Origin of the sequence: Streptomyces sp. Y1 (assembly GCF_041053115.1) — a bacterium.
Taxonomy (GTDB): Bacteria; Actinomycetota; Actinomycetes; order Streptomycetales; family Streptomycetaceae; genus Kitasatospora; species Kitasatospora rubellomurina.
In genome coordinates, this window is sequence record NZ_CP163445.1 from 5,090,390 (window position 1) to 5,104,181 (window position 13,792).

Genomic DNA, 13,792 nt, shown 5'->3' on the forward strand with positions numbered 1-13,792 from the left:
CACCCACCCGGGTGCGGGCCCTTCGCCGTACCGCCGGGCCCTACTGGGCGCCGGAGGACGAGGACAGCAGGTCCTCCAGCTCCTCCTCGCGCTCCTGCGCTGCGACGAAGAGCAGCTCGTCGCCGCCCTCCAGGGTGTCGTCCTTGCCCGGCACCAGCACCCGGCCCTCGCGGATGATGGTCACCAGCGCGGTGTCCTGCGGCCAGGACACGTCGCCCACCCGGGTGCCGACCAGCTCCGCGTCCGCGGCCAGGGTCAGCTCGACCAGGTTGGCGTTGCCCTGGCTGAAGCGCATCAGGCGGACCAGGTCGCCGACGCTGACCGCCTCCTCGACCAGGGCGGACATCAGGCGCGGGGTGGACACGGCCACGTCCACGCCCCAGGACTCGTTGAACAGCCACTCGTTCTTCGGGTTGTTCACCCGGGCGACGACCCGCGGCACCGCGTACTCCGTCTTGGCGAGCAGCGAGACGACCAGGTTGACCTTGTCGTCGCCGGTCGCGGCGATCACCACGTGGCAGCGCTGCAGCGCCGCCTCGTCCAGCGAGGTGATCTCGCAGGCGTCGGCCAGCAGCCACTCCGCCATCGGGACCCGCTCCACCGAGATGGAGTTCGGGTTCTTGTCGATCAGCAGGACCTCGTGGCCGTTCTCCAGCAGCTCGCCCGCGATCGAGCGGCCCACGGCACCGGCCCCGGCAATGGCGACCCGCATCAGTGACCCTCCTCCTTCGGCCCCTGCGCGAACGCGGCCTCCACGGCCGTCAGGTCGGCCCGGCGCAGCATCACGTGCACCAGGTCGCCTTCCTGCACCACCATCTGCGGCGAGGGCAGCACGCCCTCGCCGAGCCGGGTGACGAACGCCACCCGGGCGCCGGAGGCCTCCTCCAGCCTGCCGATCCGCTGGCCGACCCAGCTCGGGTCGTACGCCACCTCGGCCAGCTGGACGCTGCCGCTCGGGTCCTGCCACAGCGGCTCGGCGCCGCTCGGCAGCAGCCGGCGCAGCATCTGGTCGGCCGTCCAGCGGACCGTCGCCACGGTCGGGATGCCCAGCCGCTGGTACACCTCGGCGCGGCGCGGGTCGTAGATGCGGGCCGCGACGTTCTCCACGCCGAAGGTCTCCCGGGCCACCCGCGCGGCGATGATGTTCGAGTTGTCGCCGCTGGAGACCGCGGCGAAGGCGCCCGCCTCCTCGATGCCCGCCTCGCGCAGGGTGTCCTGGTCGAAGCCGACACCGGTCACCCGGCGGCCGTTGAACCCGGCGCCCAGCCGGCGGAACGCGGTCGGGTCCTGGTCGACCACGGCCACCGAGTGGCCCTGTTTCTCCAGAGCGCGCGCGAGGGCCGAGCCCACGCGGCCGCAGCCCATGATGACGATGTGCACCGGCGCTACCTCACGCGTTCCGTAGGGGTCTTGACCTGCGCAAACACCGCTCATCTCCGTTTCCCGCCCCGACTGGCTCCGGGGCGAGTGCTCGTGTGGGGGACCGGCTCGGCAACGTCCGACCAGCTGTCGACGACGCCGGACAGCGGTCGACAACGACAGTGTTGCCCGCCGGCTCGTATCCGACACGCTAGCCGGTCCACCGAACACAGTCGCGATGAAGGGGGGTGACTCCGGCGCGCGTCCGCGGGTGGAGCCCCTACGATTCCTTAACGTGCCTATGCCGACAGACCTTCCGAAACGCATCCTGATCGGGCGCGCCCTGCGCAGCGACAAACTCGGGGAGACACTCCTCCCCAAGCGGATCGCGCTGCCCGTCTTCGCCTCGGACGCGCTCTCCTCGGTCGCGTACGCCCCCGAGGAGATCCTGCTCACGCTGTCCGTCGCGGGCGCCTCGGCGATCCACTTCTCGTGGCAGATCGGCGTCGTCGTGGCGATCGTGATGCTCGCCGTCGTCGCCTCCTACCGGCAGAACGTCCACGCCTACCCCAGCGGCGGCGGCGACTACGAGGTCGCCACCGTCAACCACGGGCCCAACGCCGGCCTCGTGGTCGCCGCCGCGCTGATGGTCGACTACGTGCTGACCGTCGCCGTCTCCACCACCTCCGGCGTCGCCAACGTCGTCTCCGCCGTCCCCGCGCTACGCGGCCACGAACAGCTCGTGTCCGTCGTCGTGATCGTGCTGCTGATGGGCATGAACCTGCGCGGCGTGCGCGAGTCCGGCAGCGCCTTCGCCGTCCCCACCTACGCCTTCATGATCGGCGTGGTCGGAATGGTCGGCTACGGCTTCGTCCGGCACTTCCTGCTCGGCCAGGACATGCCCGCCGAGAGCTCCGGCTTCACCCTCGAGGCGACCCCCGGGAACGGCTCGCTGGCCGGTTTCGCGATGGTCTTCCTGCTGCTCAAGTCCTTCTCCTCCGGCTGCGCCGCGCTCACCGGCGTGGAGGCGATCTCCAACGGCGTGCCCGCGTTCCGCAAGCCCAAGAGCAAGAACGCGGCCACCACCCTGCTGATGATGGCCAGCATCGCCGTGGTGATGTTCATGGGCATCATCTGGCTGGCCCGCCTCACCGGCGTCCAGATGGCCGAGAACCCGGCCGAGCAGCTGACCGGGGCGGCCCCCGACTACCACCAGAAGACCGCGCTGGCCCAGATCAGCGAGGCCGTGTTCAACAACTTCACGCCCGGCTTCTACTTCGTCGCCGCCGTGACCGGCCTGATCCTGGTGCTCGCCGCCAACACCGCCTTCAACGGCTTCCCGGTGCTCGGCTCGATCCTCGCCCAGGACCGCTACCTGCCCCGCCAGCTGCACACCCGCGGCGACCGGCTGGCCTTCTCCAACGGCATCATCCTGCTGGCGATCGCCGCGATGGTGCTCGTCGTCGCCTTCGACGCCGACCCCAACCGGCTGATCCAGCTGTACATCGTCGGCGTCTTCGTCTCCTTCAACATGAGCCAGTCCGGGATGATCCGGCACTGGACCAGGCTGCTGCGCGGCGAGACCGACCCGGCGAAGCGGCGCCACATGCAGCGCAGCCGGGCGATCAACGCCTTCGGCCTGGTGATGACCATGGCCGTGCTGATCGTCGTCCTGGTCACCAAGATCAGCCACGCCTGGATCGCGATCGCCGCGATGGTCGTGCTGTACGTGATGATGAAGGGCATCCGCCGCCACTACGACCGGGTCTCCGAGGAGCTGACCGCCGTCGACGACCCGGACGACACGGCGCTGCCCACCCGGGTGCACGCCGTCGTGCTGGTCTCCAAGCTGCACAAGCCGGCGCTGCGCGCCCTCGCCTACGCCCGCCTCGCCCGCCCCCACACGCTGGAGGCGATCACCGTCAACGTCGACCCGGAGGACACGGCGGCGCTGCGGCAGGAGTGGCACGAGCGGGGCATCGAGGTGCCGCTCAAGGTGCTGGACTCGCCGTACCGGGAGATCACCGGACCGGTGCTGGACTACGTGAAGAACCTGCGCCGGGCCAGCCCGCGCGCCGTGGTGTCGGTGTACATCCCCGAGTACGTGGTCGGCCGCTGGTACGAACACCTGCTGCACAACCAGAGCGCGCTGCGGCTCAAGGGGCGACTGCTGTTCAAGCCCGGTGTGATGGTCACCTCGGTGCCGTGGCAGCTGGAGTCCTCGGAGCGGCGCCGGCCGCAGAAGGCCTGGTCGGCGCCGGGCGCCGTCCGGCGTGGCGAGCCGCGGGCGCCGAAGGCCGTACAGTCGAAGGATTCCGTGCGCACCGGTTCGAACCCCGGCGCCCCCACCGACCGCAGCAAGGACTCCGCCCAGTGACCCGCAACACTCCGTCCCGCTCCTCCGGCGCCTCCGGCAAGGGCAAGGGCGCCCGTCGGGGCGGCTCCCAGCCCGGGCAGGTCGCCCGGCCGCGCTGGGGCCGGCCGGCCCGCCCGGAGGCCACCGACCGTGACGGGCTGACGGCGCGCACCGCGCCGGTCGTGCCGGGGGAGCCCGAGGCCCGCGGGGCCGAGAAGCCCGCGAAGGCCGCGAAGCCTGCGAAGGCCGAGCGTCCGGCCCGGGCCGAGAAGGGGCCCAAGGGCGAGCAGCCGGCGAAGGCCGGCAAGGGCGCCGCGGGCGGCGGTGCGCGCAAGGCGCCGCGCAAGCAGGCGGTGCGGCCGCCGAAGGCGCTGCGCACGGCCGGTGACGCGGCCCGACCGCAGCGGCCGCAGGCGCCGTCCGGGGACCCGCTGGTCGGCGAGCGGTACGAGGTCGAGGTCGGCCCGGTCGCGCACGGCGGCGGGCACTGCGTGGCCCGGCACGAGGGCCGGGTGCTGTTCGTCCGGCACGCGCTGCCCGGCGAGCGGATCGTCGCGCAGGTGACCGAGGGCACCACCACCTCGCGGTTCCTGCGGGCCGACGCCGTGGAGGTCCTGGAGCCCGCCAAGGAGCGGATCGAGGCGCCCTGCCCGTTCTCCGGGCCCGGCAAGTGCGGCGGCTGCGACTGGCAGCACGTCACCCCGGGCGGGCAGCGCAAGCTCAAGGCCGCGGTGCTGACCGAGCAGCTGGCCAAGCTCGCCGGGCTCACCCCCGAGCAGGCCGGCTGGGACGGCAGCGTCGAGCCGGTCGGCGGCAAGCTGCCGGCCGGGCAGGTGCCGGCCTGGCGCACCCGGGTGCAGTACGCGGTGGACGCGGCGACCGGCAAGGTCGGGCTGCGCAAGCACCGCTCGCACGAGGTGCAGCCGATCGACCGCTGCCTGATCGCCGCCGAGGGCGTCACCGAGCTCGGCATCGAGGCCCGCGACTGGCCGGGCGTGGCCACCGTCGAGGCGGTCGCCGCGACCGGCTCCTCGGACCGCCAGGTGGTGCTCACCCCGCGCGACGGCGCGCAGCTGCCTATCGTCGAACTGGACAAGCCGGTGTCGATCGCCCGGGTGGACGACCACGGCGGCCTGCACAAGGTGCACGGGCGCTCCTTCGTGCGCGAGCGGGCCGCCGGGCGGACCTGGCGGGTCAGCAACGGCGGCTTCTGGCAGATCCACCCCGAGGCGCCCGACACGCTCGTCGACGCCGTGCTGGACGGCCTGGACCCGCAGTGGGGCGAGAACGCGCTCGACCTGTACTGCGGCGTCGGCCTGTTCGCGGGCGCGCTGGCCGACCGGGTCGGCGAGGACGGCGCGGTGCTCGGCATCGAGTCCGCCAAGCAGGCGGTGGAGGACGCCCGGCACAACCTGGCCGCGCTGGAGAACGTCCGGATCGAGTGCGACCGCGTCGAGACGCTGCTGCCGCGCACCGGCATCACCGCCACCGACCTGATCGTCCTCGACCCGCCGCGCGCGGGCGCCGGGCGGGAGACCGTCGCCCACCTGGTCGGCCTGGAGGCGCGCCGGATCGCGTACGTGGCCTGCGACCCGGCGGCGCTCGCCCGGGACCTGAAGTTCTTCCGCGAGGGCGGCTACCGGCCGGTGTCGCTGCGGGCCTTCGACCTGTTCCCGATGACCCACCACTTCGAGTGCGTGGCGATCCTGGAGCCGGCCGGGGAGTGACCCCCTGCGGGTCGTGCGGGTCGCGCGGGTTGTGCGGGTCGTGGGACTCGTGCGAGTCGTGGGAGTCGTGGGAGGAGGCGGTCACCCGTGCCGGGTGGCCGCCTCCTCGGCGTTCGGACCGCGCGGTTACCCGTTGTGCTCCTCCTCGTCGGCGCTGTGCGGAAGGTCGATGCCGTGCTGGGCGGCGAGCCGGAGGAGCCCGGCGATCCGCCCCTCGTACGCCTGGACGCCGTCGGCGTCCCCTTCCGCCCGGGCCACCGCGAGGTCCTGCCGGGCCCGGGCGAGCTGCTCGCGCAGCTCCTGGTCGAACATGGCTGTCATCTGCCGGCCTCCGCACCGGTCGGTGCCGCTCGGGGGAACGCTCAGGACAGTTCAGAGTCCCGGATGCTGAAGGACTCTTCAAGTCTCCCGCGCCCGGGCGGGCCGGGGCTCGGGCATGCGGTGGGCAATGCGCCGGTAAAAGATGGCGCCGGCGCGGCCTCCCGACCCCCGGAGGGGTCTTGACGAGGCAATTCGCGGGGGTGAAGGTAAGCCGCTGACATGTCATGTGTGCCGTTGCACCGCGCCGTTGCACCGCGCCGTGGCGTCGCCCGCCGCCGGCGGCAGCCGCCCCGCGACGCAGGCCGGGGCCGGCCGGTGCGTGAGGGGGAGCGTCATGGAGCTGGAGCTGCGGCACCTGCGCGTGCTGTGTGCCATCGCCGACACCGGGAGCGTCGGCCGGGCCGCCGTGCTGCTCGGCGCCTCGCAGCCGGCGACCAGCACCCAGCTGCGCCGGATCGAACGCCACCTGGGGGCGCCGCTGTTCGAACGCACCGCGGTCGGCGTCGCGCCGACCGGCTTCGGCATCGAGGTGGTCGCCGCCGCGCGGGACCTGCTCACCCGCGCCGACTGCCTGGGCCGCCGCCCGGACGCCTCCGCCGGGCCCGCCCCGCGCGAACTGCGGCTGGCGGCGACGATCTCGCCGATCCTGCCCGGGCTGGTCACCCGGGCCCGGCACCAGCGGCCCGGGCAACGCCTCACGCTGACCTCCGTCTACCGCTCCTCGGACATCGTCGACCTGCTGGAGCGCGGCGAGGCGGACGCGGCCGTCGCCGTCGACTACCCGGGCCGGGAGCTGCGCCACTCGCCGGCCGTCGCGCACCGGGGCATCGTCACCGAGCCCGCCTTCGTCGCGCTGCCCGCCGGCCACCGGCTGCGGCACCGCACCGAGGTGGCGCTGGCCGACCTCGCCGAGGAGGACTGGTTCCTGACCCCCGACGACGGGGCCGGCTGGCACCGGGTGTTCCACGGGGCGTGCGCGGCGGCCGGGTTCGCGCCGGCGACCGTCCACGAGTTCCTCGGGGGCCGGCTGGAGCTGCAGGAGATGATCGCGGCCGGGCTCGGCATCTCCGTCGTCCAGGCGACCACCCGGCCGCTCGCCGACGTGGTGGTCAAGCCGCTCGCGGGCACCCCGATCTGGTGCCGGCAGCTTCTGGTCTGGCGGCCGGCCGGGGTGGGCGGGGAGGTGGTGGAGACGCTGTTCGGGGCAGCGGCCGCGGCGTACCGGGACCTGATCGCGGCGGCGCCGGCCTTCCAGGCGTGGGCGGCGCGGACGTACCGGTCCTGACGGGCCGGGGGCCGGCGGGCGGGCGCGTGCGGTCGGGCGCGTGCGGGTGGGTGTGCGGCGGGCCGTCGGCCAGGTGGGGCCCGGTGTTATGGCCCGTGTTATGCCCAGCCTGCGTCATGTCATATGACCTGTGACATTGTTCTGGCCTCCTGTGGCTGGCAGGATCATGCCGCGTTCCCCCCCTCGCCGCCTCGGCAGTCCTCCAGCGCCTCCCCCACAGGAGAAGGGCCCCCACCAGTGCGCCAACGGATACCCCTCCCCACCATGCTGGCCGGCCTCGTGGCCGGCTGTTGCGCCGCCGCCGCCACGCTGCTGCCGGCCCAGGCCTTCGCCGCCCCCGGTGCCCCCGGTGCCGCCGCCGCTGACCGGCCGTCGGCCGGAGCCCGGCCCGCGGCCGACCCCGGCTCCGACGTCCCGAAGCCCCTCGGGGCCTTCCTCGCGGCCGACCCGTCCGAGGCCGTCGCGCCCGCCGCGAAGCCGCTGCCGCCCGCGCTGCTCGGCCAGGTCGTCATGGGCCAACCGGCCGGCACCGCCGTGCAGACCTCGGCCCGCCCGCTGACGCGTCAGGCGCCGCCCGCCGCACCGGCACCCAAGCAGGCCGCCGCCGCCCGTACGAACCCGGCCGAGCGCACGGCCGCCGCCGCCACCTGCACGCCGGCGGACTTCGGCAGCCGCAGCGGGGCCGACCTGGTCTCCTTCGTCACCGGCTCGACCACGGACTGCGTCAACACCCTGTTCAACGTCACCGGCACGGACGCGGGCAGCATCTTCAAGGAAGACAAGATGCTCACCGTCACCAAGGCCCTCCAGGCCCAGGCGGCCGGCTACACCGGCGACAACTCCACCGGCATCCTGCAGCTGGTGCTCTTCCTGCGGGCCGGCTGGTACGTGCAGTCCAACAACGCGGGCGCCGTGGGCCCGTACGACGCGGCGCTGACCAGTGCGTCCAAGGGCGCCCTCGACGCGTTCTTCGCGAGCTCGCACTGGACCGACGTCACCGACGCCAACGGCGTCGTGCTCAACGAGGTCCTGGTGCTCACCGACAGCGCCAACCTGCAGGGCAGCTACCTCGGCGTCTACAAGAAGGTGCTGACCAGCTACAACAACTCGTACAACGCCTACCCGAAGATGCTCAAGGCGGTCAACGCGGTCTTCAGCGCGCCGCTGTGGCGCGGCAACTGGAACCCCGACTTCGTCCGGGCCGTCACCGCCGACCCGAGCATCGCCACCACCCTCGGGAACTTCGCGCTGGCCCACAAGGACCTGCTCGGCACCGCCAACGAGTACCTGGACGTCAACGCCGGCAACGACCTCGGCCGGATGGCCGGCGACGGCCCGGCCGTCGAGGCGGCGGTCAAGGCGCAGGTCAAGGCGGTCCTCGACGGCGTGCAGATCACCGGCCCCACCGGTCCGCTGTACGTCCACACCGCCTACAACGCCAACACCTACGACCCCGGCCTGTGCTCCTACTACGGCACCTGCAACCTGCCGGCGAAGCTGACCGCGGCCGTCCTGCCCAACCAGCTGGTCTGCGACAACCGCACCATCCTCACCGAGTCGCTGTCGCCCGCCGACCTCTCCGCGGTCTGCACCAGCCTGCGCGGCGAGGACGGCTTCTTCCACAACCTGGTGAAGGACAACGGCCCGGTCCCCGGCCAGTACGACAAGACCATCACCCTCGGGATCTTCGCCAACCGGGCCGACTACCTGACCTACTCCTGGGCGATCTTCAACAACTCCACCGACAACGGCGGACAGACCGTCATGGACCCGACCGACCCGAACAACCAGGCCGTGTCGGTGATGTACCTGAAGTCCTACAACGACGGCTTCACCGCCAACGTGTGGAACCTCAACCACGAGTACACGCACTACCTCGACGGCATCTACGACATGAAGGGCAACTTCTCCACCGAGATCTCCGTCCCGGACATCTGGTGGATCGAGGGCGTCGCCGAGTACGAGTCCTACGCCTACCGCGGCACCACCGACACCCAGGCGATGAGCGAGGCCGCGACCCACCGGTACAAGCTCAGCACCGTCTTCCAGAACACCTACGCCAACTCGGACACCGTCCGCACCTACCCGTGGGGCTACCTCGCCGTCCGGTACATGTTCGAGAAGCACCCGGCCGACATCTACGCGATGCTGCAGCACTTCCGCACCGGTGACTACCAGGGCGGCTACGCGGTCTACAACGGCCTCGGCACCCGCTACGACGCCGACTTCGACGCCTGGCTCGACAGCTGCGCCGCCGGCGCCTGCTACGCGGCCGGCCCGACCGCGCTGTTCGACCAGGCCGTCAACGGCGCGGCCGTGACGCTGAGCGACAAGTCCGTGCAGACCGGCTCCGGCCGGATCGTCTCCTGGCACTGGACCTTCGGCGACGGCGCGTCCTCCGACCAGCAGAACCCGGTCCACAGCTACGCGGCCGCCGGCACCTACACCGTCGCGCTGACCGTCACCGACGACACCGGCCGCACCGCGAGCACCCCGACCTCGGTCACCGTCACCGCCGGCACCGGGACCACCCTGCCGACCTGCTCCGACCCGCGCGCCGATGCGCTCGGCCAGAACTGCTCCCGGGCCAACCTGTCCGCCACCGCCGGCAACCTGAAGTACTTCTACGTCTACCTGCCGGCCGGCACCAGCACCCTGAAGATCAACGCCTCCGGGGGCACCGGCACCGCCTACCTGTACTACAACGACGGCACCTGGGCCTCGCCGAACGCCTTTACCGCCTCGTCCACCCAGGCCGGGACGGCGCAGAGCATCACGGTCAGCAACCCGACCGCCGGGTACCGGTACGTGAGCCTGTACGCGAACACCGACTTCAGCGGGGTGACCGTCTCCACCCAGTTCTGATCCGGACCCTCCTCCGGTCCTCCGGGCCGGGCCCGTGGCAGCCGCCGCGGGCCCGGCCCTTCGAGTGTGCCCGGGTGCGGGCTGGGCGGTCGGCCCGGCTGTTCGGGTGTCGTGGGTGCGGGTGACGGGCAGGTTGCCCAGGGGCGTGCGGGAGGTGTGCCGGCGGTGAGCGCGCGCCCTTGTTGTGCTAGCGCATCGGCGCTAGCTTGAACGACATGGGCAAGAAGCAGCTGAACGTGCGGGTCGACGCGACGACCGCAGAGATGGCCCGGGAACGGGCGGAGCAGCAGGGGATCAGCATGAACCAGTACATCGAACGCCTGGTCCAGCAGGACATGGGCGAGTCCGGGCGGGCCTTCGTCGACGCCGCCGCGCAGTTCATGAAGGAGTACGAGACCGCCTTCCTCGCCGAGTTCGGGGAGCCGGGCGACCTCCAGGACGTGCGCCGTTGAAGCTGGAGGTCGACCTCTCGTGGCTGCTCATGACCGCCGAGCAGTACACGCCCGGTGACCCGCAGGTCACCGACTACGGCTCGCTGCTCGCGGCCGTCACCCGGCACCAGGCCGAGATCTTCGACATCGCCGTCTACCCCGAACCGCAGGACCGCGCCGCCGCGTTGATGCACCAGCTGATCCGGGTGCCGGCCCTGGAGAAGACCAACGAGCTGTTCGCGACCGCCGTCGCCTACGCCTACCTCGTCGCCAGCGGCTGCACCGTCGCCACCACCGCCCGCGAGGTGCGCAGCCTCTCCCGGGCCATCCGGGAAGGGCGGCTCGGGGTCTCCGGGGTCGCCGAGCGGCTGGCCGCGTGGGTGGTGGACGAGGCCGAGGGGGAGGGGGTCAGCGGGGCGGAAGACGAGGACGACGACTGAGCGCCGCCGTCCGCGTCGTCCGTGCTGTTCACGTTGTTCGTGCTGTTCGTGCTGTTCGTGCTGTTCGTGCTGCCCGGGTGCTCAGTGGGCGGGCTCGGCGGGCTCGGCCGGCTCGGCGATCAGGGCCGTCGCGAACGGGCGGAAGCCGATCCGGCGGTAGATCCGGGCGACGTCCTCGTCGGCGGCCGACAGGAACACCGTCCGCACGCCGTTCGCCCGCGCGTGCGCGACCAGCGCCGCCGTGACGGCCAGGCCCAGCCCGCGCCGGCGCGCCGCCGGGAGCGTGCCGACCCCGGCGACCTCGGTGACCGCGCCCACCGGGTTGTGCTGGCCGGCGCACAGCACCTCGCCGCCCGCCGTGGCGGCGGCCATCGCGGTGGTGCCGGCGGCGATCCGCCGCGCGACCTGCTCCACCCGGCCCTCGGCCGTCAACTTCGCGGCCACCTCGGGCAGTTCGGCCGTACCGGCGGTGCCGATGGCGGTGCCCGGCTCGCCGAAGGCCAGGTGCGGGACGGCCGCCGCGGCCGCCAGCTCGGGCGCGTCCGCCGACAGCACCCGCACCTGCGTGCCCTCCGGGAGCTCCGGCATCGCGGCCGGCTCGTCCTGCGGGCCCAGCACCAGCAGCGGGTGCTCGTGCACCGCCAGCCCCGCCGCCTCCACCGCCGCCCGCAGCGCCGGGTTCTGCTCGGCCACCCACTCGAAGGCCTCCGGCGCGCCCAGCTCGCGCTGCCGCTCCAGCACCCGGCGGACGTCCTCGGCGGTCGCGGCCGGGCCGTCGTGGCCGAGCGTCGGGCGGGCGTAGTACGGCCAGCCGACGCCGTCGCGGACGAACAGGGTCAGCGGGCCGAAGTCCTCGGTGCGGGCGGCGGCGCGGGGCACGGCGTCGTAGTAGCGCTCGATCTCGTCGAGCAGGGCCGGGTCGGGAGCATGATCAACAGGAGTCACGGCGTGCATCCAAGCAGGCACCCGGGCGGGCCGCCACCGTTTTGGGCGGCGCGGTGCGGCGGTGTCGCCCCGGGCTCCGGCGCGGGCGCGCGGCGGCGGACCCCCCTTGGCGGCGGATTGGCGGGCTCATGGCGGGCTCATGAAGGGCTCTTGGAGGGCTCTTGGGGGAGCCTTGGCCTCCGATTGTTGCCGAACGATTACCGGCTCGCAGCGATCTTGCCCGTAAACCCCGTGGCATGCTGAAGCCTTTCCGGCTCCGCCGGAGGGGGACGGCGGCGAATCACGCGAGGCGAGGCAAGGGGGGAAGTCAGGCCCATGAGGCTCTGCTTTCTGGTGGAGGAGCACTACCGGCGCGACGGCATGCCGCTCGACGTGGCGCGCCAACTCACCGCGTGGGGGCACCGGGTGGACGTCCTGCGCCCCGGCGACTCGCTGCTCGCGGTCTCCGAGGCCGTGCGGGCCGGCAGCCACGACGCCTGGGTGCTCAAGACCGTCTCCGGCGGGCCCGGACTGACCCTGCTGGAGGCGGCCGCCGCCGTGGGCCTGACCACCGTCAACGACGTCCGCTCCATCCGCGGCGTCCGGGACAAGGCGCTCGCCTCGGTCATCGCCCGCACCCGCGGCCTGCCCGTCCCCGTCACCTACGCCGCCGCCCGCTGGGAACGGCTCGCCGAGATACCCGTCGCCGAGTACCCGCTCGTCGTCAAGCCCGCGGACGGCAGCTCCGGACGGGCCGTCCACCTCGTGCCGAGCCCCGACCACCTGCTCGACCTCGGGCCGGCCCTCGCCGGGGAGGGGCTGCTGATCGCGCAGCCGTACGTGCCCAACTCCGGCACGGACCTGAAGGTGTACTGCGTCGACGGCGAACTCTTCGCGACGGAACGTTCCTCCCCGCTGCACCCCGGGCAGGGCGTGCGCGAGCGGCAGGTGCCGCTGCCCGCGGAGGTGGCGCGGATCGCCGCACAGGTCGGCGAGGTGTTCGGGCTCGACCTGTACGGCGTGGACGTGCTGCTCGGGCCGGACGGGCCGGTGGTCGTGGACGTCAACGACTTCCCGAGCTTCCGGCAGGTGCCGGACGCCGTGGCGCGGGTCGCCCGGGCGGTGCTGCGGCTCGCGCGCAGCGGCACCGCGGTGACCGTGCCGGGTGGCCTGGTGCCCGCCGAACAGTCCTTCGCCTACGGGGAGTTGGGGGCCGCGCTGTGAGGGTCGGGCTGATCGCCGCGGATCCGGGGCACCCGGTGCTCGCGGCCGTCGCGGGGCTGCTGGAGGGGCGGGGGTGCGAGGTCGTGCACGTCGCGCCGGCGGGGGGTGCGGGGGGCGCGAGGGATGCGGGGGTCGCGGGGGAGCTCGTCGATGTGTGCCTGCTGAAGGCCCGGACCGGGCCCGCGCTGGCGCTGGCGCGGGAGTGGGAGCGGCGCGGCGTGCCGGTGGTCAACTCGGCGGCGGCGACGGAGCTCTGCCAGGACCGGGTGCGGATGGCGGACCTCGCCCGCTCCGCCGGGCTGCCCTTCGTGCCGACCGCGGTCGGCGGCCGGATGGCCGAACTCACCTGGCAGGGACGTCCGTTCGTGGTCAAGAGCCGGCACAGCCGGCGGCACGACCTGGTCGCGCTGGTCGACGGCGAGGCGCGGCTGCGGGAACTGGCCGCGCGGTGGCCCGAGGAGCCGGTCGTCACCCAGCCGTTCGTGCCGGGGACGGGCTGGGACCAGAAACTGTGGGTGGTCGACGGGCAGGTGTTCGCGGCCCGGCGGCGCTCCGAACTCGCGGCCCCCGATGGCGGGCCGGAAGGCGGCGAGGGGTGGGTGCCGTCCGCCGGGCGGACGGCGCTCGCGCTGCGGGTGGGGGAGGTGTTCGGGCTCGACGTCTACGGGGTCGACCTGCTCGACGGGCCGGACGAGCCGGTAGTCGTCGACGTCAACGCCTTCCCCGGCATCCGTGGGCAGGCGGGCGCGCCGCAGGCGCTCGCCGCACTGGCGCTGCGCGTGGGGGCGGGCGTCGGGGGCGCTGGGGCCGGCGTCGGGGCGGGCGTCGGGGCGGGCGTCGGGACTGGCGGCGTCGGCTGA

12 protein-coding genes are annotated in these 13,792 nt (G+C 73.4%); 8 read left to right on the top strand and 4 right to left on the bottom strand.

Annotated elements, in window-relative coordinates; translation table 11 throughout:
• Positions 1 to 40 precede the first annotated feature (40 nt).
• Together AB2U05_RS21995 and AB2U05_RS22000 are read right to left on the bottom strand one after the other, a co-directional pair.
• On the bottom strand, positions 41 to 712 hold the full coding sequence (locus AB2U05_RS21995; protein ID WP_045703862.1) for a TrkA family potassium uptake protein: 672 nt from the start codon (positions 710 to 712) through the stop codon (positions 41 to 43).
• Complete coding sequence (locus AB2U05_RS22000; protein WP_045703865.1) at positions 712 to 1,380, bottom strand: TrkA family potassium uptake protein; 669 nt, start codon at positions 1,378 to 1,380, stop codon at positions 712 to 714. Before AB2U05_RS22000 ends, AB2U05_RS21995 begins: the two co-directional genes overlap by 1 nt.
• A 274-nt stretch (positions 1,381 to 1,654) precedes the next feature.
• On the opposite strand from AB2U05_RS22000, the gene AB2U05_RS22005 reads away from it, so the two are divergent.
• Positions 1,655 to 3,736, top strand: a complete 2,082-nt coding sequence (locus tag AB2U05_RS22005; RefSeq protein WP_107073170.1) for an APC family permease — start codon at positions 1,655 to 1,657, stop codon at positions 3,734 to 3,736.
• A gap of 350 nt (positions 3,737 to 4,086) precedes the next feature.
• A complete protein-coding gene (locus AB2U05_RS22010) occupies positions 4,087 to 5,442 on the top strand; it encodes a class I SAM-dependent RNA methyltransferase (RefSeq protein WP_045703891.1) in 1,356 nt (451 codons plus the stop codon).
• Between the two features lie 126 nt (positions 5,443 to 5,568).
• On the opposite strand, the gene AB2U05_RS22015 is transcribed toward AB2U05_RS22010, so the two are convergent.
• Complete coding sequence (locus AB2U05_RS22015; RefSeq protein ID WP_157882263.1) at positions 5,569 to 5,763, bottom strand: hypothetical protein; 195 nt, start codon at positions 5,761 to 5,763, stop codon at positions 5,569 to 5,571.
• Positions 5,764 to 6,097: 334 nt separating this feature from the next.
• On the opposite strand from AB2U05_RS22015, the gene AB2U05_RS22020 reads away from it, so the two are divergent.
• From AB2U05_RS22020 to AB2U05_RS22035, 4 genes are all read left to right on the top strand, one after another.
• A complete protein-coding gene (locus tag AB2U05_RS22020) occupies positions 6,098 to 7,048 on the top strand; it encodes a LysR family transcriptional regulator (RefSeq protein ID WP_045703871.1) in 951 nt (316 codons plus the stop codon).
• A gap of 264 nt (positions 7,049 to 7,312) precedes the next feature.
• The gene (locus AB2U05_RS22025) at positions 7,313 to 9,913 is read left to right on the top strand and encodes a collagenase (protein ID WP_369184022.1); all 2,601 of its coding nucleotides are present in this window, start codon (positions 7,313 to 7,315) and stop codon (positions 9,911 to 9,913) included.
• Between the two features lie 215 nt (positions 9,914 to 10,128).
• The gene (locus tag AB2U05_RS22030) at positions 10,129 to 10,365 is read left to right on the top strand and encodes a toxin-antitoxin system HicB family antitoxin (RefSeq protein ID WP_045703875.1); all 237 of its coding nucleotides are present in this window, start codon (positions 10,129 to 10,131) and stop codon (positions 10,363 to 10,365) included.
• Positions 10,362 to 10,784 carry a hypothetical protein gene (locus tag AB2U05_RS22035; RefSeq protein ID WP_045703877.1) on the top strand — a complete coding sequence of 141 codons (423 nt, stop codon included), beginning with the start codon at positions 10,362 to 10,364 and terminating at the stop codon, positions 10,782 to 10,784. The genes AB2U05_RS22030 and AB2U05_RS22035 overlap by 4 nt, the downstream gene beginning before the upstream one ends.
• A gap of 81 nt (positions 10,785 to 10,865) precedes the next feature.
• On the opposite strand, the gene AB2U05_RS22040 is transcribed toward AB2U05_RS22035, so the two are convergent.
• On the bottom strand, positions 10,866 to 11,729 hold the full coding sequence (locus tag AB2U05_RS22040; protein WP_369184023.1) for a GNAT family N-acetyltransferase: 864 nt from the start codon (positions 11,727 to 11,729) through the stop codon (positions 10,866 to 10,868).
• 315 nt (positions 11,730 to 12,044) lie between these two features.
• On the opposite strand from AB2U05_RS22040, the gene AB2U05_RS22045 reads away from it, so the two are divergent.
• Both AB2U05_RS22045 and AB2U05_RS22050 read left to right on the top strand, forming a co-directional pair.
• Positions 12,045 to 12,932, top strand: coding sequence for an ATP-grasp domain-containing protein (locus tag AB2U05_RS22045; protein WP_045711022.1), 888 nt, complete (start codon positions 12,045 to 12,047; stop codon positions 12,930 to 12,932).
• A complete protein-coding gene (locus tag AB2U05_RS22050; RefSeq protein ID WP_369184024.1) occupies positions 12,929 to 13,792 on the top strand; it encodes a RimK family alpha-L-glutamate ligase in 864 nt (287 codons plus the stop codon). The genes AB2U05_RS22045 and AB2U05_RS22050 overlap by 4 nt, the downstream gene beginning before the upstream one ends.